Here is a 20,742-nt window from a genome sequence, read left to right as displayed (position 1 = left end):
ATCGCTGGATGCCGCGCCCCTGAACGCCGCGGCCGGGCCGAGTGATCCTCGGCCCGATCGGCGTGTCAGTAATACCGCGGGTAGGGGGACCAGTCGGGGTCACGCTTTTCGAGGAAGGCGTCGCGGCCCTCGACTGCCTCGTCGGTCATGTACGCAAGGCGGGTTGCTTCACCGGCGAACAATTGCTGACCGACCAGGCCGTCGTCCTGCAGATTGAACGCGTACTTGAGCATCCGTTGTGCCTGCGGCGACTTGCCGTTGATCTTGTCGGCCCACTCGAGCGCGACATCTTCGAGTTCGTCGTGGGCGACGACACGGTTCACCGCGCCCATGTGGTGCATATCGTCGGCGGTGTAGGTGTCGCCGAGGAAGAAGATCTCCCGGGCGAACTTCTGTCCGACCATCTTCGCGAGGTACGCGCTGCCGTAGCCACCGTCGAAGCTGCCCACGTCGGCGTCGGTCTGCTTGAACCGGGCGTGCTCCCGCGACGCGAGAGTCAGGTCGCATGTCACGTGCAGGCTGTGCCCGCCGCCCGCGGCCCAGCCGTTGACGAGCGCGATCACGACCTTCGGCATGAACCGGATCAGCCGTTGCACCTCCAGGATGTGCAGGCGACCCGCGCGAGCCTTGTCGACTGTCTCGGCGGTCTCCCCGCTGGCGTACTGGTAGCCGCTGCGTCCGCGAATGCGCTGGTCGCCGCCCGAGCAGAACGCCCAGCCGCCGTCCTTGCTGCTCGGGCCGTTGCCGGTCAGGAGTACCACCCCCACATCGGAGGTCGTCCGTGCGTGGTCGAGCACGGTATACAGCTCGTCGACGGTGTGCGGGCGGAATGCGTTGCGCACCTCGGGCCGATCGAACGCGACACGGACGGTGCCCTGCGTGACATGACGGTGATAGGTGATGTCGGTGAGGTTCTCGAACCCCGCAACGGGGCGCCACAGTTCAGGATTGAAGGTCACGTCGTCACTTTAAGGCCGGGTAGTGCCGATGTGCGCGCGTCGGGCGGATAACGTGCAGGATCATGAGCGAGCAGAACACTCGAGGCGGCGACGACGCATACGAGCATCACGGCGGCTTCCCCGTCTACGAACCGGTGAAAGCGGGACCGAACTTCGGTCGCTTCGTCGACGCGTTCCGCCGGTTGCAGGACCTCGCGGTTTCCACACACGCACCCGATGACGTCGTGGACCAGGCCATTGCGCAAGCGGAGGCTCTCGGGGATCTGCTCGAGTCCTACCAGGTCCGGGAAGGAAGGTCCCCGGCCGGATTCAACGTCGATCTCCCGGGACGCGGCAGTCTGCTGCTCCCGCCGTGGACGATCGAGCAGTTCGATGCCGGCGGTGTACGCGAACGAGGCCACTTCCGCCGCTACCACCTCGGGGGTAACGGCGCTGTGCACGGCGGCACCATCCCGTTGCTCTTCGACGACCTGTTCGGGATGGTGATCCACGCATCCGGGCGACCCATCGCCCGCACCGGTTATCTCCATGTCAACTACCGAAAGATCACGCCGTTGTGGGACGAACTCGTGGTCGAGGGTCGCGTGGACAGCGTCGACGGACGAAAGGCGTTCTGCAGCGCCGAGCTCCGCAACCTGGACGGCACTGTGCTCGCCGACTCCGAGGCGCTGATGATCGAATTGCTTCCGGGACAGCCGTGACACCGTCCGGGACCGAGGCGATCCCACCACTGGATGAGGTGCTGGCCGCCGCGGTGGTCGTGTCGCTCCCGATGCGGGTTCGGTTCCGGGGCATCACCGCGCGGGAGGTCGTCCTCCTCGAGGGCCCGGCAGGGTGGGGAGAATTCGGACCGTTCCCTGAGTACGACGATGTCGAGTCCGCCGAATGGCTCCGTTCCGCGCTCGAATCGGCATGGCTCGACGACCCCGCGCCCCTGCGAGCACACGTTCCCGTCAACGCCACGGTGCCTGCCGTCGATCCCGAGCAGGTCCCCGGCATATTGGCGAGGTTTCCCGGTGCGCGTACGGCGAAGGTGAAGGTTGCCGAACGCGGCCAGGATCTCGCACAGGATCTCGCCCGGGTCCGTGCTGTGCGCGAATTGGTTCCCCACGTGCGGGTCGACGCGAACGGCGGGTGGAGTGTCGACGACGCAGTGACGGCCTTGACCCAGATGGCTGCCCAGGTCCCTCTCGAATACGCAGAACAACCCTGCGCGACGGTGCCTGAACTCGTCGAACTCCGTCTCAGGTTGGAGCGCAGCATTCCGGGGGGGATCCGGATCGCGGCCGACGAGAGCATTCGGCGGGCCGACGACCCCATGCGTGTGGTTCGGGCAGGTGGTGCGGACGTCGCGATCGTCAAGGTTGCTCCGCTCGGCGGCATCCGCCGGGTGCTGGCACTGGCCGGTGAGCTCGCCGACTGCGGAGTGCCGATCGTCGTATCGAGCGCCCTCGACTCGGCCGTAGGAATGGGAGCCGGACTCGCGGCAGCCGCGGCACTGCCGGACCTCCCGTTCGCGTGCGGCCTCGGTACCGGCGGCTTCTTCACGGCGGACGTGGCGACTCCCCGCGCCATGTCGAACGGCACACTGCCGGTCGGTAGGGTTGCGCCGAGCCGGTCCGGACTCGACGCCGTGCGCGTCGATGCGGAGCGGGAGCGATGGTGGCTCGATCGAGTGCGCAGATGCCACGCCCTGCTCGAGTGACTGCGGAATATGCGCGGTGTGCGTCGTCGTATATCGTTCGGGCGTCCCAACAGTCACATTCTTCACAAAACGGAGGCATGGAAGTGGTTGCAGCTCTCGGTGATGCCCTGCTCGGCGCCGATAAACTCCCGGCGGTCCAGAGCGACGTCCTCGCACTCATCGACGCTGAGGTGTCGGACAAGAAGGGCGCGTCGGGCCTCGCACTCAAGGGTGGATACGCCGCGGTGAAGAAGGTCGGTCCGTCGATCGTGCCGGGTGCCGTCGAAGGTCTCCTGCCCGACTTCGTCGAGCGGCTCCAGCCGTTCTGGGCGGACTTCGCAGGCAACGGTTCGTTTGCCGACTACCTCACCGCGCGCGGTGACGAGGTCGCAAACGCGCTGCTGGGCGTGACCGACGACAAGATCGCGGGTAGCGACAAGGCCGCCGTCAAGAAGGTCTACGACTCGCTCCGCGGTTCCGCGCAGAAGCACGTCGTCGAGGCTCTGCCGCGTCTGGGTGACCTCATCCAGAAGCACGCTGCGTAGGCCTGGATTTTCGTCGACGGTGCCGCTGCGGCTTCGGCCGCAGCGGCACCGTTGTCTTCCGGTCGTCATCTGTCGGCCACGCCCACATCGGAAATTCGGGTTCCGCTGTCGGACAAGTCTGGGCGGCAGCCCGAGGTGAGAGGGCCCGGCGGTGAGTCAGCTCGTCGGTCGGTCGATGCACCGAACGGCCGGCGTGAGCCCCCACTCGATCCGTCCGAGCCGACTCGCAGGCGCCAGCAGCGCGAAGTCCGGCGCATCGTCATCGGCGAGCACGTCCTGGCGCACGGTCATCGCGACAACGTCGCCCATGACGACGAACGAGTCGCCGACCTCGATCACCCGATGCAGCGTGCATTCGATCGAGGCGGGCGACTGCGCGACCCGTGGCGGGCGTACCCGTTCGCTCGGCTCCGCGTCGAGACCGACCGCCGCGAACTCGTCGACGTCATGCGCAAACGGTGCAGACGATGCGTTCACCTGGTCCATCAGCGGCACCGACGCGACGTTGATGACGAACTCGCCGGTCTCCTCGATGTTCCGCAAACTGTCCTTCCTTCCCACCGACGTGAACTGAACGACAGGAGGGGAGGTACTCGTCACGGTGAAGAAGCTGTACGGGGCCACGTTCGCGACGCCGTCCGCGGACGCCGTCGACACCCATGCGATCGGGCGGGGCACGATTGTGGCGGTGAGCAGGCGGTAGAACCGTCCGGCACTGAGGTCGGAGGGGTCGAAGACGGTGCGCATCACACCATTGTCGGCCGGATGACTCGGGATGCCCCTGCGGGGCCCGGCTCGGGTTGCGACCGGGTGCTCGGCGGGCCCGCACTACCCTGGTCGTCGTGAACCCGTCCACCGCCCAGGCCACCGCTGTCGTCGACGAACTTGCTCGGGGCGGTGTCCGGGACGTCGTGTTGTGCCCCGGTTCTCGCAACGCGCCGCTCGCGTTCGCTCTCCAGGCCGCCGACAACGCGGGCCGCCTGCGATTGCACATGCGCATCGACGAGCGGACCGCGGGTTTTCTTGCGCTCGGTCTGTCGCTCGCGTCCGGACGGCCGGTGCCCGTCGTCATGACTTCCGGCACCGCCGTCGCGAACCTGGGGCCCGCGGTCCTCGAGGCGAACTACGCGCGCATCCCGCTGGTGGTGCTCTCGGCCAACCGGCCTTACGAGATGCTCGGGTCGGGTGCGAATCAGACCGTCGAGCAGCTCGGATTGTTCGGTAGCCAGGTCCGCGCCACCATCAGCCTCGGACTCGCAGAGGGAATCGGCCAGAACAGCCAATGGCGTTCGGCGGTGAGCCGTGTCCTTGCCGCCGCTCGCGGAACCAGGTCCGGCAACGCAGGTCCCGTGCACTTCGATATCCCGCTGCGCGAACCACTGGTACCGGATGCGGGCCCACAAGGTGCCGTGCCCGAGGGACGGCCCGACGGCCAGGCCTGGACCACGACGGTGCACGCAACCCTCGATGTGCCGGTGGAGATCGACATCACGGCCGACACCGTCGTGGTGTCGGGGCACGGCTCGGCGTTCCGGCCCGAACTTGCAGGGCTCCCGACTGTCGCCGAGCCCACCGCACCGTTGCACGGGCTTCCCCTTCATCCCCTTGCCCTCACCCAGATCGCGCCGAAGCAGGCCATCATCACGGGTAGGCCCACCCTGCATCGGCCGGTGTCGCGTCTGCTCGCCGACCCGAACGTGGCCGTCTACGCCCTGACGACAGGCCCACGCTGGCCCGACGTCTCCGGGAACGTCCTCGCGACGGGAACCCGCGCAGTGATCTCGGGTTCGCCGGACGACGCGTGGCTGGAGCGATGCCGTCAATTGTCCGCAGACACCGACAAGGCGGTGCGGACCCAACTCGACGCCCACCCGGAGGCCACCGGTCTGCATGTCGCGGCGGTGGTGACCGATTCGCTGCGGGAGGGTGACCAGTTGTTGTTCGGGGCCTCCAACCCGGTGCGCGATGCGGCACTCGTGAGCTATCCGAAACCGGGCGTGAAGGTGCTGTCCAACCGCGGAGTCGCAGGCATCGACGGGACGGTGTCGACAGCGGTAGGCGCAGCCCTCGCCTACGACGAGGGACGAACCATCGCGTTGATGGGCGACCTCACCTTCCTGCACGACGCTTCGGGTCTGCTGGTCGGTACACCGGAACCTCGACCTCGCGACCTGACGATCGTCGTGGCCAACGACGACGGCGGTGGCATCTTCGAACTCCTCGAGCAGGGGGATCCCCAGTACGCGGGTGTCTTCGAGCGTGTATTCGGGACTCCTCACGGAATGGATCTGGCAGCGCTCTGCGCGGCGTATCGCGTTCCGCACAGCCGGGTCGATCTTCACGGACTCGCGATTGCGCTCACCCACGTCAGCCCGCCCGCCGGTGGCATCCGGGTCATCGAAGTCACGACCGACCGCGCCGGATTGCGCGATCTTCACGCCGCGGTGCGGTCGCAACTGTGATGACGGAGTCAGGCGTTCGAAGCGGGCGCACAGCGGGTGCAACCAGCACGGTGCCAGCGGTGGCGCGCGCCCGGCGAGTTGTTCTCGCCATCGCCATCGGCATTTCCGCACTGTCGGTGATCCTGGTACTCGGGGCGTGGCGCAACGATCACACGATCCGATCCGACATGGGCACCGCATCGGCCGAGGTGTTGTCGGCGGGATCACTCCGGTCTGCGGTGAGCTTCGTCACTCCCGATGGGGTGACGCACAACCCGGAGCTGGGTGTGCTCTATCCCACAGGGCTCACCACCGGGCAGCGCATCGCAGTCGAATATGCGCGCAGTGATCCCGATCTCGTCCGGGTCACCGGCCGGGATGCGCGGATCGCGATCGTGCCGGCAGGGTCGGTGATGGTCGTCACCTGGGTGATCGCCGGTGGGCTTCTCGTGTACCTGCGAAGGTTCTCCCGGACCGAGCCGGAGCCGTCGCCCCTCGCGTGAGGCGACGCCCGGTACGAAACGTTCGCTTCGTCTTCGTCGGCCGGTCAACTCCCGCGCACCTCGTCGACCGGCGCATCGTTCATGGTGGCGTGGTGCGAGTAGCCATCGTCGCGGAATCCTTCCTCCCGAACGTCAACGGCGTGACCAACTCGGTACTGCGGGTACTCGAGCATCTCGATCGCGGGGGTCACGACGCGATCATCGTGGCGCCGGACACCGTTGCGGGTCTTGATCCCGCGCCGACCGAGCATCTCGGTGTCCCCGTGCACCGAGTCCCCGCGGTACGCGTGCCGAAGATCAGTTCGCTGCCGGTCGGGGTGCCTCAGCTCGACATGGTTGCCACGTTGCGCGCGTTCGATCCCCAGGTGATTCACCTCGCGTCGCCGTTCGTCCTCGGAGCAGGCGGACTCGCAGTGGCGAAGAGGCTGCTCGTGCCGACCGTTGCGATCTATCAAACCGATGTCGCAGGATTCGCGGAAAGCTACGGACTCGGAGTCGCGGCGCGGGTCTCATGGCGGTGGACGCGTCGACTCCACAGTGGATGTGACCGGACTCTCGCTCCGTCGTCGTCTGCGGTCGACGCGCTCGTCGCTCACGGCGTTCCTCGCGTCCATCGGTGGGGGCGAGGCGTCGACATCGACAGGTTCGCGCCGTCGAAGAGAGAGGACACACTTCGCGCGCAGTGGTCACCGGACGGGCGTCCGATCCTCGGGTTCGTCGGTCGTCTTGCGCCGGAGAAGCACGTCGAGCGACTCGTCGACGTCGCGCAGGGAGGTGCGTTCCGGCTCGTGGTGGTGGGGGACGGTCCCGAGCGCGCTCGGCTCGAAGCTCTGATGCCGGAGGCCGTGTTCACCGGGCAACTCGATGGCGACGATCTGGCACGGGCGTACGCGAGCCTCGATGTCTTCGTCCATCCGGGCGAGCACGAGACGTTCTGCCAGGCGGTGCAGGAGGCGCAGGCCAGCGGTCTGCCGACCGTTGTACCCGACGCGGGTGGCCCCAGGGATCTCGTCGCACACTGTCGCAACGGGTACCGGCTGCCCGCTGACCGGTTCGCCGAGCTCCTGCCGGGGGCGCTCAGTGCGCTTGCCGACGCGCAGCTGCGGTCGGAGTTCGGTCGTGCGGCCCGTCGCAGTGTGCTCGGCCGCACCTGGCCGGTGATCTGTGACCAACTCCTCGGGCATTACCGGGAGGTGCAGGGGGACACATCCCGCATGCTTCCGCGCACCGCGTAACCGTGGTCTCACAGCACCTCTATACGGGGTGGTGTCGCGGCAGGGCCCGCCCCACGGGAAGGTAACGTTTCGGCCGTGGCAAAAACTCACGGATCGCGCGCATTTCTCGACAAGGAGCCGCGCGAGGTCGCGTCCATGTTCGACGGGGTCGCCGAGCGTTACGACCTGACCAATACGGTGCTGACGTTCGGGCTGGACAGGCAGTGGCGTCGTGCCACCCGAGCAGCGCTGGATCTGGAACCGGGGGAGCGAGTGCTCGATCTCGCCGCCGGAACAGGTGTCTCGACGGTCGAACTCGGCCGCTCCGGCGCGTGGGTTGTCGCGACGGATTTTTCCAAGGGGATGCTCCACGCCGGTGAGTTCCGGAAGGTGCCCATGGTCGCCGGCGACGCGATGCGCCTCCCGTTCGCCGATGCCGTGTTCGACGCCGCCACGATCTCGTTCGGTCTGCGCAACGTCGCCGACATCGACGCGGCACTGCGGGAGATCGCGCGGGTGACCAAGCCGGGCGGTCGACTCGTCGTGTGCGAGTTCTCCACGCCCGTGCACGAGCCGTTGCGCTCGGTGTACATGGAAGTGGTCATGCAGGCGCTTCCAGGAGTGGCCCGGCTGGTGAGCAGCAATCCCGACGCGTACGTCTATCTTGCGGAATCGATTCGTGCGTGGCCCGCGCAGAAAGAGCTCGCCGAGCGCATCGAGGCCGCCGGCTGGAGCAACGTGCGGTGGCGCAACCTCACCGGCGGCATCACCGTGCTGCATCACGCCGTGCGGTAACGCCGCGTCTCAGATGAGCCCCGCGTCTCGGACGAGCCGATCGCTCAGGAGAAAAGGGGCTGTCGATCCCATCTCATCGAGACCCGCCCGCTGGTCCGCCACACACGGGCGACCAGGTCGTGGTCCTCGTCGGTGACGAGATTTCCCATCACCCGCACGGCCACCGTCATCAAGGCGCGTGAGCGCATTCCCACGGGCCCGGTCGAGGGCAGGAACTTAGGCCGTGTGAGCAGTCCGGCGAGTCGCCGAGCTGTGGAAAACGCCCTGCCGTAGTGCTCCCGTAATAATGCCGGCCACGTCTCGGTGAGGTCGTCGCTGTCGAGAAGATCAGCTATCAGCCGTCCGCCTTCGAGTCCGTAATCGATACCTTCGCCGTTGAGCGGATTCACGCAGGCCGCGGCATCCCCGATCAGAGCCCAGTTGCGCCCGGCGACACCGGAGACCGCCCCACCCATCGGGAGCAGGGCCGATGCGACGCGATTCACCTCGCCGAGTTCCCATTCGGAACGACGCTTCGACGCGTACAGCTCGATCAACGGACGAAGCGACCCGTTCGCGGGGCGGGCGGCGGTCGCCAGAGTTCCTACTCCGAGGTTCACCTCACCGGTTCCCAGCGGGAACACCCATCCGTATCCGGCCTGCAGCGTCCCCGAGTCGTCCCGAAGTTCGAGATGTGACGTGATCCACGGATCGTCGCTGCGAGGCGAGGTCGCGTAGGCACGGGCCGCGACGCCGTAGACCGTGTCGCGATGCCACTGCCTGCCGAGTACTTTGCCGAGCGGGGAGCGGACACCATCGGCGACGACGAGACGTCGGCACGCGACCGTGCGAGGGCCGTCGGCCGTGCGGAAGACCACAGCGGTCACCCGATCACCGTCGCGCACCACGTCGACCGCTTTCGCGCCCTCGGCCATCTGTGCACCTGCCTGCACCGCGGTGCGGCGGAGTCGATCGTCGAGTTCGGTGCGAGGGACGGCACTGCCCGATGACGGGAACGCCCCCGACGGCCACGGAAGTTCGAAGCTGCCTCCGAATCCCTCCAGCCGCAGTCCGCGGTTGACGGTGCGTGTGCGCACCCACTCGCCCAGTCCGAGCCGATCGAGCTCTGCGACCGCCCGCGGAGTCAGTCCGTCGCCGCAGGTCTTGTCGCGGGGGAACGTGGCCGAGTCGACCAGAAGCACCTCGCGTCCGGATCGCGCAGCCCAGGCTGCGGCCGATGACCCTGCTGGACCAGCGCCGATGACGAGTACGTCGGTACTGTCGGGCATGTAGAACACGGATCGGCGCGGTTCTCCCGCGGAATTCTCGGCCACCACGCGTCCATCTTCTCAGGCGCGGATCTGCGCCTCGACGAGGTGGCCGACGAAACGAGCGGCTAGGTTCACTACCGTGGAGCCGAGCCGACAGACAGGATGGGTACTTCTGTGAGCACTGAGGGGACGGCGCCGGCCGCCGGCACGGTGTCGAACACCATGGTCGCAGGTGTGGAACTCGGCGACCCGGTCCTGGCCGAGAACGTGCGGGACGGGTTGGCCGCGGTCGAGACGTTGATGGTCGAAGAACTGTCCGACGGTGAAGACTTCCTGACCGAAGCTGCGCTGCATCTCGCGAAAGCCGGAGGGAAGCGGTTCCGGCCGCTGTTCGCGGTGCTCACGGGGCAGTTGGGACCCAAGCCGAACGACCCGTCGATCGTGACGGCCGCGACCGTGGTGGAGCTTGTCCATCTCGCCACGCTCTATCACGACGACGTGATGGACGAAGCGACTGTCCGGCGCGGAGCGCCCAGTGCGAACATGCGATGGGGCAACAGCGTGGCAATCCTGGCCGGCGACTATCTGTTCGCCCATGCGTCCCGGCTCACCTCCACACTCGGACCGTCCGCGGTGGAGGTCATCGCGAAGACGTTCGCCGAGTTGGTCACCGGTCAGATGCGCGAAACCATCGGTGCGAGCGAGCAGAAGGACCCGGTCGAGCACTATCTGCGGGTGGTGTGGGAGAAGACCGGATCGTTGATCGCCGCTGCCGGCCGGTTCGGAGGCACGTTCTCGGGTGCCGACGACGAGCAGATCGAGCGGCTCGAGCGCCTCGGTGACGCGGTGGGCGTCGCATTCCAGATCGTCGACGACATCATCGACATCGCGTCGGATACCACGGACTCGGGCAAGACGCCCGGCACCGACCTGCGCGAGGGTGTCCACACCCTGCCTGTGCTGTATGCGCTGAAGGACGAGGGACCCGATGCCGATCGTCTCCGAGAACTTCTTGTCGGTCCCCTCGAGGACGAGGCGTTGATTGCGGAAGCGCTCAAGCTGCTCGGGCGGTCGCCGGGGATGGATGCCGCCAAGAAGACGTTGCAGACCTACGTCGATCAGGCGCACGCCGAGCTCGATGCGCTACCGCAGGGACCTGCCAACGAGGCACTTCGTCGCCTGGTCGATTTCACGGTCGCTCGCGTCGGGTAGGCACCGGGAACCTCTCGGTTCGCTCGTCCGTTGCACGGGCAGGTAGATGGACAGATGTCGCCGGGTCGGGCAGCGCAAACGCTGTCCGACGCGAGCGATCGTCGGGGAGAGGCGTGACGTGCACGGAAATGCCAACCGCCTGAAGACGGCGGGGCTGCTGATCGGGATGTCCGCGCTGATCGTGTTCATCGGTGCGCTGTTCCAGAACACGACCATCCTGGTGATCTCGGTTGTGATGGCCGTCGGTATGAACGCCTACGCGTATTTCAACAGCGACAAGCTTGCACTGCGGGCGATGCACGCTCAGCCGATCACCGAGGTACAGGCACCGCAGATCTACCGCATCGTGCGCGAACTCGCGACGACCGCGCACCAGCCCATGCCGCGGCTGTACATCAGTCCGACCAACGCACCGAACGCGTTCGCGACCGGACGGAACCCCCGAAATGCCGCGGTGTGCTGTACATCGGGCATCTTGCAGATTCTCGACGAACGCGAACTCCGCGCGGTACTCGGTCACGAGCTGTCGCATGTGTACAACCGCGACATCTTGATCTCGTCGGTCGCGGGTGCGATGGCCGCGGTGATCTCGGGGCTGGCCAACTTCGCGTTCTTCGCGAGTGCGTTCGGCGGCAACCGTGGGGGCGGTGCGAACCCCCTCGCGCTGCTGCTGGTGTCGCTGCTGGGCCCGATCGCGGCCACCGTCGTCAAACTCGCCGTCTCGCGTTCACGCGAGTATCAGGCCGACCAATCGGGGGCCGAGCTCACCGGCGACCCGCTGGCACTGGCCTCGGCCCTGCGCAAGCTCGAACGCGGCACCCAGGCCGCACCGCTGCCACCGGAACCCAAACTGGCGGCCCAGTCGCACATGATGATTGCGAACCCGTTCAGGGCCGGCGAGAAGATGGGTCGGCTGTTCTCGACTCACCCGCCCATGGCCGACCGGATCGCGCGGCTCGAACGCATGGCGGGCCCGCTCTGAGTCTGCGGACACAGGGCGGGTGCCCTCATCGAGCTCACAGAAGGCACCCGCGCGTCCGGTGTGGGGACGGAATGTGATCGGTCCGCGGACGTTCTCAGCGGTAGTTGACGAACTGCAGTGCGATATCGAGATCTGCGTTCTTCAGCAGTGAGATCACCGACTGGAGGTCGTCGCGCTTCTTGCTGCTCACTCGCAGCTCGTCGCCTTGGATCTGGGCCTTGACGCCTTTCGGGCCTTCGTCACGGATCAGTTTGGAGATCTTCTTCGCGTTCTCCTGGGAGATGCCCTCCACGAGCGAACCGGTGAGTTTGTAGGTCTTTCCGGACTGGGCCGGTTCACCTGCGTCGAAGGCCTTGAGAGAGAGATCGCGCCGGATCAGTTTCTCCTTGAACACATCGAGTGCTGCGAGGACGCGGTCTTCCGTGTCGGCGGTGATCGTGATGGACTCCTCGCCTGCCCATGCGATGGAGGCACCGGTGTTGCGGAAGTCGAAGCGGTTCGCGATCTCCTTCGCTGCCTGGTTGAGGGCGTTGTCCACCTCCTGGCGATCGACCTTGCTCACCACATCGAACGACGAATCAGCCACGTTGAGAATCTCCACTTCGGATCGGTCGGTAGGGGTCTTGTACAGCCGACGTTATCGCTTCGCCCAACCCCGTAACCACCCGGTTTGCAATCGAGGGGGGTCTGCGTTGTATTCTTCCAAACGCATCGAGGAGCAATCCCCGATCGCACCCGGCAGATTGCCCGAGCGGCCAATGGGAGCGGACTGTAAATCCGTCGGCGTATGCCTACGTAGGTTCGAATCCTACATCTGCCACACAGAACAACCCCGGTTCCTCGAACCGGGGTTGTTCTGCATCTGCAGGTGCTGCGTTCACGGCACTGCTGCGGGTGATGGGCTCAGGGCTATCGGCAGGTGGTCGTCGACGGACGTGTTCGTCCGGGTCGTTCGCCCTGCGGACACCGGTAGCGCGTTCGTGGCCCGGAGGACGTTTATGTGCACCGACCTGCCGATTTTGTACTCACGGCGAGTGTGTGTAATCTTTTGGAGGCCGCAGGGAGCAGAGATGCTCACGGTGGCCGCGCCCCCTTAGCTCAGTCGGCAGAGCGTTTCCATGGTAAGGAAAAGGTCGACGGTTCGATTCCGTCAGGGGGCTCGCTGGATTGGAGTGGCGCCAATATATGCGACACTCGACACCGAGGCGGTGTAGCTCAGTTGGTAGAGCAAACGACTCATAATCGTTGCGTCGCCGGTTCAAGTCCGGTCACCGCTACCGAAGTAGAACGAACCACCCTGATCCGAAGCGATCAGATTTACGCGAAAGAAGGCATCCCGTGGCCTCCTCCACCGACGTTCGGCCGAAGATCACCCTGGCCTGCGAGGTGTGCAAGCACCGCAATTACATCACGAAGAAGAACCGTCGTAACGATCCCGACCGCCTCGAGCTGAAGAAGTTCTGCCCGAACTGCGGCACCCATCAGGCGCATCGCGAGTCGAAGTAGTCTGTTCGGGATCGACGTCGACGCGTGAGCTCTCCGCAGTGCCGCCCACGCCGTTAGGCGTTGAGCGGAATTGCGGAGGTTTTGCGTATGACTGGCACCATCATGAATGAGCAACCCGTGGACGTGACCGAACGGGCCGGGATCCCGTTCGATGCTGCGGCTCATGCCGCGTCCATGGTCGGGCACCATTACCGTGTCGACGACTTCTACGAAGTCGGCCGCGAGAAGGTTCGTGAATACGCCCACGCCGTGCTCGATACTCACCCCGCGCATCACGACGAAGAAGCTGCGAAAGGCCTCGGATACGACGGTCTGATCGCGCCGCTGACCTTCGTGTCGATCATCGGGATCATCGCCCAGCGCAAGCTGTTCGAGGAGATCGTCACCGGATACGACCTCAGCCAGATCATGCAGACCGATCAGCGGTTGGTCTTCCACCGCCCGATCCAGGTCGGCGATCGACTGTTCTGCGACGTGTACCTCGACGACTTCCGTCAGGTGGCAGGCAGCGACATCATCACCACGAAGAACGTCATCACCGACCAGTACGACAATCTCGTGCTCACCACGTGGACCACGCTTGTCGGCCGCACGGGCGGTGAGGTCGACGCGAACATCGCGGAGGCTGTCAAGGATGTGATGATGCATGACGCTCCGTAGCTTCGATGACGTGACGGCGGGCGAGGAACTTCCTTCGCGTGTCGTGACGCTCACGCGTGGAAACCTGGTCAATTACGCCGGTGTCTCGGGTGATCCCAACCCGATCCACTGGAGCGACAAGGTTGCCGAACTTGCCGGTTTGCGCAACGTCGTCGGACACGGCATGCTCTCCATGGGCATCGCCGCCGGCTTCGTAACCGACTGGCTCGGCGATCCGGGTGCCGTGAACGAATACAACGTTCGTTTCACGAGCCCGGTGTTCGTGGAGGCCGATCAGGCCGCCGCAATCGAGTTCTCCGGCAAGGTCAAGTCGGTGGACCCGGTCAGCAAGACAGCAGTGGTCGCGATCGTGGCGAAGTCCGAAGGGCGTAAGATCTTCGGGCGAGCCACTGCAACGGTCCGCCTGGCCTGACGGCCTTGCGGATTGGGTAGTCCCGGGGCAATGCAGTACACTAGGGCTTCTGGGATCGCATAGCGCAGCGCGCTGCTCTTCGGTACTTGGATGTACCGGTGGGGTGGCGCGCGTGTCATGTGGTCGCAGATCGGCCGATCTGTGAGGTGTCGAGGTTTCGACGCTGATGGTCGGCCAAAGGGGCGTAGCTCAATTGGCAGAGCAGCGGTCTCCAAAACCGCAGGTTGCAGGTTCAAGTCCTGTCGCCCCTGCACCCGGACTGCCCAGCGATCGAGAGGAACGATGTGAGCGAGGAGCGCGGTAGGCGCGACGGCGGCACCGGAGGGTTTGCACCCGGTGACGCTGGAACGGAAACCGGCGCAACCCCCGACGCTTCCTCCTCGGTCCCGCGTCCGAGTGGTAAGCGCGCAGTTCGCCGTTCCGGCGCCGCGCAGACATCGGTTTCTACCGACGTAGAGGGCTCACGCGCCCGCCGGTCCGTTGCCGAATCGGCCGACCGGCCCGCTGCGCAGAAGTCCGAGAACATCTTCAAGCGCCTGCGTCGATTCTTCCGCGAGGTCATCGCGGAACTTCGCAAGGTGATCTGGCCGAATCGCAAACAGCTGACGACCTACACGCTCGTCGTCATTGCGTTCGTGACCGTCATGACTGCGTTCATCTTCGGATTGGACCTGGCGTTCGCCCAGGGCGTCAACTGGTTGTTCGGCTAGCGCGTACGCGCGCCGGCAAATTGTGATCGACGAGAGGAAAGTGCCCCGGTGAGCACCCCCGAGAACGACTCCTACGAGCCCTCGGCCGACGAGCGCGTTTCGGACGAGGTCGTTGTCGACGAGCGCGTTTCGGACGAGATCGCTGTCGACCAGGCGGTCGTCGACGACCCCGAGACCGATGAGTCGGTGGAGGCGGACGCTCCGGTCGCCGCCGAGACCGCCGACGATGTCGATCCCGCGGCAGCGCTCGAGAAGCAGCTGCGCCTCGAGCCGGGCGACTGGTATGTCATCCACTCGTACGCCGGCTACGAGAACAAGGTGAAGACGAACCTCGAGACCCGAGTGCTGAACCTCGACCTGAGCGAGTACATCTTCCAGGTCGAGGTGCCCACCGAAGAGGTCACCGAGATCAAGAACGGTCAGAAGAAGCAGGTCAACCGCAAGGTGCTGCCCGGCTACATCCTGGTGCGTATGGAGCTGAACGACGAATCGTGGGGCGCCGTGCGCAACACGCCCGGCGTCACCGGCTTCGTCGGTGCGACGTCTCGGCCGTCGCCGCTGACGATCAAGGAGGTCGTGAAGTTCCTCCTTCCGCAGCAGGAGAAGAAGAAGCCCGCCGCAGGCGCACCTGCTGCAGGCGAGCAGGCGCCCGCAGCAGCAGGCAAGCCCGCGATCGAGGTCGACTTCGAGGTCGGTGAGTCGGTCACCGTCATGGACGGTCCGTTCGCGACATTGCCCGCGTCGATCAGCGAGGTCAACGCCGAGCAGCAGAAGCTCAAGGTCCTGGTGTCGATCTTCGGTCGCGAGACTCCCGTGGAGTTGTCTTTCACGCAGGTCTCGAAGCTCTGATCAGCTGATCGTCTCGACACACGAAAACTTGCAGTAGGAATACGCAAGAACCACACCGAGCAAGAAACTAGGAATAGAGATGCCCCCCAAGAAGAAGAAGATCGCCGGGCTCATCAAGCTCCAGATCCAGGCCGGCCAGGCCAACCCGGCTCCGCCGGTCGGTCCCGCGCTGGGTCAGCACGGCGTCAACATCATGGAGTTCTGCAAGGCCTACAACGCAGCGACCGAGTCGCAGCGCGGCAATGTGGTGCCCGTCGAGATCACGGTCTACGAAGACCGCACATTCGACTTCAAGCTGAAGACTCCTCCTGCCGCCAAGCTGCTGCTCAAGGCTGCCGGTGTGCAGAAGGGCTCCGGCGAGCCGCACAAGACCAAGGTCGCCAAGGTGACCATGGATCAGGTGCGCGAGATCGCGAAGACCAAGCAGGAAGACCTCAACGCGAACGACATCGAGGCCGCCGCGAAGATCATCGCGGGTACTGCACGCTCGATGGGTATCACCGTCGAGGGCTGACCCTGGCGGCGTCGCCCGCCGAGTCGACTCAGCAAGCAAGCGTGGGAGGGCCGGCCAGGCCCGCACCACTCCCGAAACATTCACCCACCGGTGAGAAGTTAGGAACCAACATGGCAAAGCGCAGCAAGGCTTACCTCGCCGCCGCCGAGAAGATCAACCCGGACACGCTCTACAGCCCGCTCGATGCGGCGAAGCTGGTGCAGGAGACGTCGTCCAAGAACTACGACGCCACGGTCGAGGTCGCGATGCGCCTCGGTGTGGATCCGCGCAAGGCGGACCAGATGGTCCGCGGCACGGTGAACCTGCCGCACGGCACGGGCAAGACCGCTCGCGTCGTCGTCTTCGCTGTCGGTGAGAAGGCCGCAGAGGCCGAGGCCGCCGGCGCGGATGTTGTCGGTGCCGAAGATCTGATCGAGCGGATCCAGGGCGGGTGGACGGACTTCGACGCCGCCATCGCGACCCCGGACCAGATGGCCAAGGTCGGCCGCATCGCTCGTGTGCTCGGCCCGCGTGGTCTGATGCCGAACCCGAAGACCGGTACGGTCACCCCCGACGTCGCGAAGGCCGTCACGGACATCAAGGGCGGCAAGATCAACTTCCGGGTCGACAAGAACTCGAATCTGCATTTCGTGATCGGCAAGGCGTCGTTCGGCGAGACCAAGCTTGTCGAGAACTACGCTGCTGCTCTCGACGAGGTGCTTCGCGCGAAGCCGTCGAGCGCGAAGGGCCGCTACATCAAGAAGGTCACTGTCGCGACGTCCACCGGACCGGGCATCCCGGTGGATCCGGCGCGTACCCGTAACCTCCTCGAAGCTACCGAATAGGCTGCGGTAGCACCTTCGTACGTTCTGCGAACGCAACGAGCGGTCGGCACGGAGTTTCTCCGTGCCGACCGTTTGCATTCCGGCCCTATCGTCAGCTAGTCTTTACGACGTAGTTCGGCATTGTGCCGATCTTCACCCCGATCATGTTCTACCCAAGACCGTTGGTCACCTTTTCCGCGTGCGGAATCGGTTGAAGGTCCGGATCTGTCCGGCGGCCCACGCAGGAGGACGAGGTTAGGGGAGTGCGAGAGTATTTGCGTCGAGCCTTCGGGCCGGAGCCGAATTCCACCGCCTTCTCCTTTACGCCCCGTGTGCCCTGCGCCGGGGCGTTCGTCGTTTCTCGGCCCAACGCCTGTCGCAGGTGGGACGTCCCGTTCGGGACGCCGGGAAAACGACTGAAACTGAGAGGAGGCGAAGTATGGCAAAGCCCGAGAAGGTCTCCGCAGTTGAGGAGATCACCGAGCAGTTCAAGACCTCGACGGCCGCTGTGGTCACGGAATACCGTGGTCTGTCGGTGGGAAGTCTGACCGAGCTGCGTCGCGCGCTCGGAGAGGGTGCGACCTACTCCGTCGCCAAGAACACCCTGGTCAAGCGTGCCGCCGCTGAGGCGGGCGTCGAGGGTCTCGACGACCTGTTCGTCGGTCCGACCGCCATCGCGTTCGTCAAGGGCGAGCCGGTGGACGCTGCGAAGGCCATCAAGGCGTTCGCGAAGGACAACAAGGCACTCGTCATCAAGGGCGGGTACATGGACGGCGACGTGCTGTCCGTGGACCAGGTCAACAAGATCGCGGACCTCGAGTCTCGCGAGGTGCTGTTGGCCAAGCTCGCCGGCGCGATGAAGGGCAACTTGGCAAAGGCTGCAGGCCTGTTCAATGCTCCCGCTTCCCAGGTGGCTCGCCTTGCGGCCGCCCTGCAGGAGAAGAAGGCGGCAGAAGAAGCCGCCTGACGCTGATCCGCATCACCGCGAATCTGCATCACCGCGATAACAGATACATCCAGGCATGCCTCGGCATGCACCCTCCCAATCGGTCGCGGATCAGCGACATGGGACTTATCAGGAAGGACCGCCACCATGGCGAAGCTCACCACCGAAGAGCTGCTCGACGCGTTCAAGGAACTGACCCTGCTCGAGCTCTCGGAGTTCGTGAAGGCGTTCGAGGAGACCTTCGAGGTCACCGCTGCTGCTCCGGTTGCCGTCGCTGCCGCCGGTGCCCCGGCCGCTGCTGCTGAGGCCGAGTCCGAGCAGGACGAGTTCGACGTCATCCTCGAAGGTGCCGGCGAGAAGAAGATCCAGGTCATCAAGGTCGTGCGCGAGCTCGTCTCCGGCCTGGGCCTCAAGGAAGCCAAGGACCTCGTCGAGGGTGCTCCGAAGCCGATCCTCGAGAAGGTCGCCAAGGACGCTGCCGACGCTGCCAAGGCCAAGCTCGAAGAGGCCGGCGCCAAGGTTTCCGTCAAGTAAGACGGTTCACCACACACGCGCGGGATTTCCTGCGCGTAGTGGCGTGCACATCGAAGCCGCCCCCATGGATCTCGAATCCGTGGGGGCGGCTTTTTTCGTGCGTGCCGAATTTTCTCGTGTTTCGGAATCGCGCGTGTTGCGGCACATTGCGCGTGATTTCCGAATACCGTACCCACTGTGTATCTGTGCAGGTCATGGGATAAGTCTGCCTATGTAAGTGGTATTGATTTGCCAACTTACTCGCTAGTAGTATTCACTGTCACAGTTATCACTTCGATGCGATAGAGTGGCCCAACCCACAGGGGTGGATGGCGTCGAAACAGTGTGGAGGTAACCGTGGGTGTAGAGGTTTCTGTCGAGGGGTTGACCAAGTCCTTCGGCTCTCAGCGGATTTGGCAGGATGTATCGCTGACACTTCCTGCCGGTGAAGTCAGTGCCCTGCTCGGTCCGTCCGGTACGGGTAAATCGGTGTTCCTCAAGTCACTGATCGGTCTGTTGCGACCGGAGCAGGGTTCGATCGTCATCGACGGCACCGACATCCTGCAGTGCTCGAGCAAGGATCTGTACGAGATCCGGAAGCTGTTCGGGGTGCTGTTCCAGGACGGTGCTCTGTTCGGGTCGATGAACCTGTACGACAACGTGGCCTTCCCGCTGCGTGAGCACACCAAGAAGTCCGAGTCGGACATCCGCAAGATCGTGATGAGCAAGCTCGAACTCGTGGGTCTGCTCGGTGCGGAAGACAAGCTTCCCGGTGAGATCTCCGGCGGTATGCGCAAGCGCGCAGGCCTGGCCCGCGCGCTGGTGCTCGATCCGGAGATCATCCTGGTGGACGAGCCGGACTCGGGTCTCGATCCGGTGCGCACGACCTACATCTCGCAGACATTGATCGATATCAATGCGGAGATCGATGCCACGATTCTGATCGTGTCGCACAACATCAACCTGGCTCGTACGGTGCCGGACAACATCGGAATGTTGTTCCGCAGGCAGCTGGTGATGTTCGGTCCGCGCGAGGTGCTGCTCACATCCGATGAACCGGTGGTCAAGCAGTTCCTCAACGGCACGATGATCGGTCCGATCGGTATGTCCGAAGAGAAGGACGAAGCACAGATGGCGCACGAGCAGGCGCTCGTGGACGCCGGGCACCACGCAGGCGGTGTCGACGACGTGGAAGGCATCATTCCGCAGATGCAGGCGACGCCCGGTATGCCGGTGCGTCAGGCGGTGCACCGACGCCAGGATCGAGTGCGTCAGATCCTGCACACGCTCCCGCCGGCGGCCCAGGCCGCGATCGTGGAATCGCTCGAGGAAGAGAGCGCAGGGGCGGCCTACCCCGAGCATGACTACAGAGATGACGACACTCAGGTGATCCCCGCTTACTCATCCCAAGGGGTACGACCAGCCTCACGGCCTTAAGTAGGAGAATAGATGGGGGGAAGTACCTCGCTCGTGCGCCCTGTGCACGGCGCGCTCACCCAAGCCGGAAACATCTTCGAGCTCTTCGTCGACGTCGTTCGCAACACCTTCCGGCGACCGTTCCAGTTCCGGGAATTCATCGAACAGGCCTGGTTCATCGCCAGCGTCACGATCCTCCCCACCGCGTTGGTGGCGATCCCGTTCGGTGCTGTCGTGTCGCTGCAGACCGGATCGCTGATCAAGCAACTCGGCGCGGAGTCGTTCACCGGCGCCGCCAGTGTCCTCGCGGTGATCCAGCAGGGCAGCCCGATCGTGACGGCATTGCTGATCGCGGGTGCGGCAGGTTCCGCGGTCACCGCAGACCTCGGATCACGAACCATCCGTGAAGAGATCGACGCGATGAAGGTGCTGGGCATCGACCCGATCCAGCGACTGGTGGTTCCGCGCGTGCTCGCGATGGTGCTGGTGGCGCTGCTCCTCAACGGACTGGTTTCGGTCGTCGGTATCGCGGGCGGGTACTTCTTCAACGTCATCCTCCAGGACGGAACTCCGGGGGCGTACCTCGCGTCGTTCTCCGCTCTGGCGCAGCTTCCCGATCTCTACGTGGCGGAACTCAAAGCTGCGATCTTCGGCATCATCGCCGGTGTCGTCGCGTCGTACAAGGGGCTGAATCCGGGTCCCGGCCCGAAGGGCGTGGGCGAGGCGGTGAACCAGACCGTCGTCATCACGTTCCTGTTGCTGTTCTTTGCAAATCTGATCCTGACGATGGTGTATCTGCAGGTCGTTCCGGCGAAGGGGTCGTGAAGC

The 20,742-nt window shown here is 65.0% G+C and carries 24 protein-coding genes and 4 tRNA genes; 24 read left to right on the top strand and 4 right to left on the bottom strand.

The features are described from left to right. Nucleotides 1–65: 65 nt before the first annotated feature. A complete protein-coding gene (locus MWU77_RS04685) occupies nt 66–959 on the bottom strand; it encodes a 1,4-dihydroxy-2-naphthoyl-CoA synthase (RefSeq protein WP_169690014.1) in 894 nt (297 codons plus the stop codon). A 62-nt stretch (nt 960–1,021) separates the two neighbouring features. Here MWU77_RS04685 and MWU77_RS04680 point away from each other — a divergent pair, with 62 nt between their 5' ends. The 3 genes from MWU77_RS04680 to MWU77_RS04670 all read left to right on the top strand — a co-directional run bounded on the left by MWU77_RS04680 (nt 1,022) and on the right by MWU77_RS04670 (nt 3,188). Next, nucleotides 1,022–1,660, top strand: a complete 639-nt coding sequence (locus MWU77_RS04680) for a PaaI family thioesterase (protein ID WP_169690013.1) — start codon at nt 1,022–1,024, stop codon at nt 1,658–1,660. Further along, a complete protein-coding gene (locus MWU77_RS04675; RefSeq protein ID WP_308198763.1) occupies nt 1,657–2,664 on the top strand; it encodes an o-succinylbenzoate synthase in 1,008 nt (335 codons plus the stop codon). The genes MWU77_RS04680 and MWU77_RS04675 overlap by 4 nt, the downstream gene beginning before the upstream one ends. Nucleotides 2,665–2,747: 83 nt before the next feature. Further along, nucleotides 2,748–3,188 carry a hypothetical protein gene (locus MWU77_RS04670; RefSeq protein ID WP_169690127.1) on the top strand — a complete coding sequence of 147 codons (441 nt, stop codon included), beginning with the start codon at nt 2,748–2,750 and terminating at the stop codon, nt 3,186–3,188. 156 nt (nt 3,189–3,344) lie between these two features. Here the strand turns inward: MWU77_RS04670 and MWU77_RS04665 are convergent, their stop codons facing one another. Beyond that, complete coding sequence (locus tag MWU77_RS04665) at nt 3,345–3,935, bottom strand: flavin reductase family protein (RefSeq protein WP_247273078.1); 591 nt, start codon at nt 3,933–3,935, stop codon at nt 3,345–3,347. Between the two features lie 95 nt (nt 3,936–4,030). On the opposite strand from MWU77_RS04665, the gene menD reads away from it, so the two are divergent. The 4 genes from menD to MWU77_RS04645 all read left to right on the top strand — a co-directional run bounded on the left by menD (nt 4,031) and on the right by MWU77_RS04645 (nt 8,141). Then, nucleotides 4,031–5,650 carry a 2-succinyl-5-enolpyruvyl-6-hydroxy-3-cyclohexene-1-carboxylic-acid synthase gene (gene menD / locus MWU77_RS04660; protein WP_169690010.1) on the top strand — a complete coding sequence of 540 codons (1,620 nt, stop codon included), beginning with the start codon at nt 4,031–4,033 and terminating at the stop codon, nt 5,648–5,650. Next, nucleotides 5,650–6,132, top strand: a complete 483-nt coding sequence (locus MWU77_RS04655) for a DUF3592 domain-containing protein (RefSeq protein ID WP_240959892.1) — start codon at nt 5,650–5,652, stop codon at nt 6,130–6,132. Before menD ends, MWU77_RS04655 begins: the two co-directional genes overlap by 1 nt. A gap of 92 nt (nt 6,133–6,224) precedes the next feature. Further along, the gene (locus MWU77_RS04650) at nt 6,225–7,367 is read left to right on the top strand and encodes a glycosyltransferase family 1 protein (protein WP_247273077.1); all 1,143 of its coding nucleotides are present in this window, start codon (nt 6,225–6,227) and stop codon (nt 7,365–7,367) included. Between the two features lie 75 nt (nt 7,368–7,442). Then, nucleotides 7,443–8,141, top strand: coding sequence for a demethylmenaquinone methyltransferase (locus MWU77_RS04645; protein ID WP_169690007.1), 699 nt, complete (start codon nt 7,443–7,445; stop codon nt 8,139–8,141). Between the two features lie 44 nt (nt 8,142–8,185). On the opposite strand, the gene MWU77_RS04640 is transcribed toward MWU77_RS04645, so the two are convergent. Further along, nucleotides 8,186–9,409, bottom strand: coding sequence for a geranylgeranyl reductase family protein (locus tag MWU77_RS04640; RefSeq protein ID WP_247273417.1), 1,224 nt, complete (start codon nt 9,407–9,409; stop codon nt 8,186–8,188). Between the two features lie 144 nt (nt 9,410–9,553). Here MWU77_RS04640 and MWU77_RS04635 point away from each other — a divergent pair, with 144 nt between their 5' ends. Together MWU77_RS04635 and htpX are read left to right on the top strand one after the other, a co-directional pair. After that, nucleotides 9,554–10,603 carry a polyprenyl synthetase family protein gene (locus tag MWU77_RS04635; RefSeq protein WP_247273076.1) on the top strand — a complete coding sequence of 350 codons (1,050 nt, stop codon included), beginning with the start codon at nt 9,554–9,556 and terminating at the stop codon, nt 10,601–10,603. A 118-nt stretch (nt 10,604–10,721) separates the two neighbouring features. Next, nucleotides 10,722–11,585: a zinc metalloprotease HtpX gene (gene htpX / locus MWU77_RS04630; protein WP_169690004.1), complete on the top strand. Its 864-nt coding sequence runs from the start codon at nt 10,722–10,724 to the stop codon at nt 11,583–11,585. A gap of 94 nt (nt 11,586–11,679) precedes the next feature. On the opposite strand, the gene MWU77_RS04625 is transcribed toward htpX, so the two are convergent. Beyond that, nucleotides 11,680–12,171, bottom strand: coding sequence for a YajQ family cyclic di-GMP-binding protein (locus tag MWU77_RS04625; RefSeq protein ID WP_169690003.1), 492 nt, complete (start codon nt 12,169–12,171; stop codon nt 11,680–11,682). A gap of 151 nt (nt 12,172–12,322) precedes the next feature. Between MWU77_RS04625 and MWU77_RS04620 the strand changes: the two genes are divergently transcribed. The 15 genes from MWU77_RS04620 to MWU77_RS04550 all read left to right on the top strand — a co-directional run bounded on the left by MWU77_RS04620 (nt 12,323) and on the right by MWU77_RS04550 (nt 20,739). Continuing rightward, nucleotides 12,323–12,405 (top strand) — tRNA-Tyr (locus MWU77_RS04620). Nucleotides 12,406–12,672: 267 nt separating this feature from the next. Then, nucleotides 12,673–12,745: transfer RNA gene (locus MWU77_RS04615), tRNA-Thr, on the top strand. 44 nt (nt 12,746–12,789) lie between these two features. Further along, nucleotides 12,790–12,862 (top strand) — tRNA-Met (locus tag MWU77_RS04610). A 61-nt stretch (nt 12,863–12,923) separates the two neighbouring features. Further along, on the top strand, nt 12,924–13,091 hold the full coding sequence (gene rpmG, locus MWU77_RS04605) for a 50S ribosomal protein L33 (protein ID WP_031937658.1): 168 nt from the start codon (nt 12,924–12,926) through the stop codon (nt 13,089–13,091). A gap of 87 nt (nt 13,092–13,178) precedes the next feature. Next, a complete protein-coding gene (gene hadA / locus MWU77_RS04600) occupies nt 13,179–13,751 on the top strand; it encodes a (3R)-hydroxyacyl-ACP dehydratase subunit HadA (protein WP_247273075.1) in 573 nt (190 codons plus the stop codon). Continuing rightward, entirely contained in the window at nt 13,738–14,163 is a 426-nt protein-coding gene (gene hadB, locus MWU77_RS04595; protein WP_169690001.1) for a (3R)-hydroxyacyl-ACP dehydratase subunit HadB, read from the top strand. Before hadA ends, hadB begins: the two co-directional genes overlap by 14 nt. 178 nt (nt 14,164–14,341) lie before the next feature. Next, nucleotides 14,342–14,414: transfer RNA gene (locus MWU77_RS04590), tRNA-Trp, on the top strand. Nucleotides 14,415–14,447: 33 nt separating this feature from the next. After that, nucleotides 14,448–14,873, top strand: coding sequence for a preprotein translocase subunit SecE (gene secE, locus MWU77_RS04585; protein WP_169690000.1), 426 nt, complete (start codon nt 14,448–14,450; stop codon nt 14,871–14,873). A gap of 48 nt (nt 14,874–14,921) precedes the next feature. Then, entirely contained in the window at nt 14,922–15,722 is an 801-nt protein-coding gene (nusG, locus tag MWU77_RS04580) for a transcription termination/antitermination protein NusG (protein ID WP_169689999.1), read from the top strand. Nucleotides 15,723–15,801: 79 nt separating this feature from the next. After that, on the top strand, nt 15,802–16,236 hold the full coding sequence (gene rplK, locus MWU77_RS04575; RefSeq protein ID WP_247273074.1) for a 50S ribosomal protein L11: 435 nt from the start codon (nt 15,802–15,804) through the stop codon (nt 16,234–16,236). A 110-nt stretch (nt 16,237–16,346) separates the two neighbouring features. Continuing rightward, nucleotides 16,347–17,060, top strand: a complete 714-nt coding sequence (rplA, locus tag MWU77_RS04570; protein ID WP_169689998.1) for a 50S ribosomal protein L1 — start codon at nt 16,347–16,349, stop codon at nt 17,058–17,060. A gap of 418 nt (nt 17,061–17,478) precedes the next feature. Further along, nucleotides 17,479–18,006: a 50S ribosomal protein L10 gene (gene rplJ, locus MWU77_RS04565; RefSeq protein ID WP_169689997.1), complete on the top strand. Its 528-nt coding sequence runs from the start codon at nt 17,479–17,481 to the stop codon at nt 18,004–18,006. 126 nt (nt 18,007–18,132) lie between these two features. Then, nucleotides 18,133–18,519, top strand: coding sequence for a 50S ribosomal protein L7/L12 (gene rplL, locus MWU77_RS04560; RefSeq protein ID WP_169689996.1), 387 nt, complete (start codon nt 18,133–18,135; stop codon nt 18,517–18,519). A gap of 336 nt (nt 18,520–18,855) precedes the next feature. Continuing rightward, nucleotides 18,856–19,935, top strand: coding sequence for an ABC transporter ATP-binding protein (locus MWU77_RS04555; protein WP_247273073.1), 1,080 nt, complete (start codon nt 18,856–18,858; stop codon nt 19,933–19,935). A 12-nt stretch (nt 19,936–19,947) separates the two neighbouring features. Continuing rightward, nucleotides 19,948–20,739 (top strand): ABC transporter permease, encoded by a 792-nt coding sequence (locus tag MWU77_RS04550; protein ID WP_169689994.1) that lies wholly within the window; start codon nt 19,948–19,950, stop codon nt 20,737–20,739. The last annotated feature ends 3 nt before the right edge of the window (nt 20,740–20,742 follow it).

Origin of the sequence: Rhodococcus sp. F64268 (assembly GCF_023015605.1) — a bacterium.
In the GTDB taxonomy this organism is placed as follows: Bacteria; Actinomycetota; Actinomycetes; order Mycobacteriales; family Mycobacteriaceae; genus Rhodococcus.
This window is presented reverse-complemented; position numbering and strand designations above follow the sequence as displayed.

Coding starts and splice junctions, on each gene's coding strand:
- MWU77_RS04680 (WP_169690013.1), top strand. CDS start 1,022: ATGAGCGAGCAGAACACTCGAGGCGGCGACGACGCATACGAGCATCAC.
- MWU77_RS04665 (WP_247273078.1), bottom strand. CDS start 3,935: ATGCGCACCGTCTTCGACCCCTCCGACCTCAGTGCCGGACGGTTCTAC.
- MWU77_RS04655 (WP_240959892.1), top strand. CDS start 5,650: ATGACGGAGTCAGGCGTTCGAAGCGGGCGCACAGCGGGTGCAACCAGC.
- MWU77_RS04640 (WP_247273417.1), bottom strand. CDS start 9,409: ATGCCCGACAGTACCGACGTACTCGTCATCGGCGCTGGTCCAGCAGGG.
- MWU77_RS04635 (WP_247273076.1), top strand. CDS start 9,554: ATGGGTACTTCTGTGAGCACTGAGGGGACGGCGCCGGCCGCCGGCACG.
- hadA (WP_247273075.1), top strand. CDS start 13,179: ATGACTGGCACCATCATGAATGAGCAACCCGTGGACGTGACCGAACGG.
- hadB (WP_169690001.1), top strand. CDS start 13,738: ATGACGCTCCGTAGCTTCGATGACGTGACGGCGGGCGAGGAACTTCCT.
- rplK (WP_247273074.1), top strand. CDS start 15,802: ATGCCCCCCAAGAAGAAGAAGATCGCCGGGCTCATCAAGCTCCAGATC.
- rplA (WP_169689998.1), top strand. CDS start 16,347: ATGGCAAAGCGCAGCAAGGCTTACCTCGCCGCCGCCGAGAAGATCAAC.
- rplJ (WP_169689997.1), top strand. CDS start 17,479: ATGGCAAAGCCCGAGAAGGTCTCCGCAGTTGAGGAGATCACCGAGCAG.
- rplL (WP_169689996.1), top strand. CDS start 18,133: ATGGCGAAGCTCACCACCGAAGAGCTGCTCGACGCGTTCAAGGAACTG.
- MWU77_RS04550 (WP_169689994.1), top strand. CDS start 19,948: ATGGGGGGAAGTACCTCGCTCGTGCGCCCTGTGCACGGCGCGCTCACC.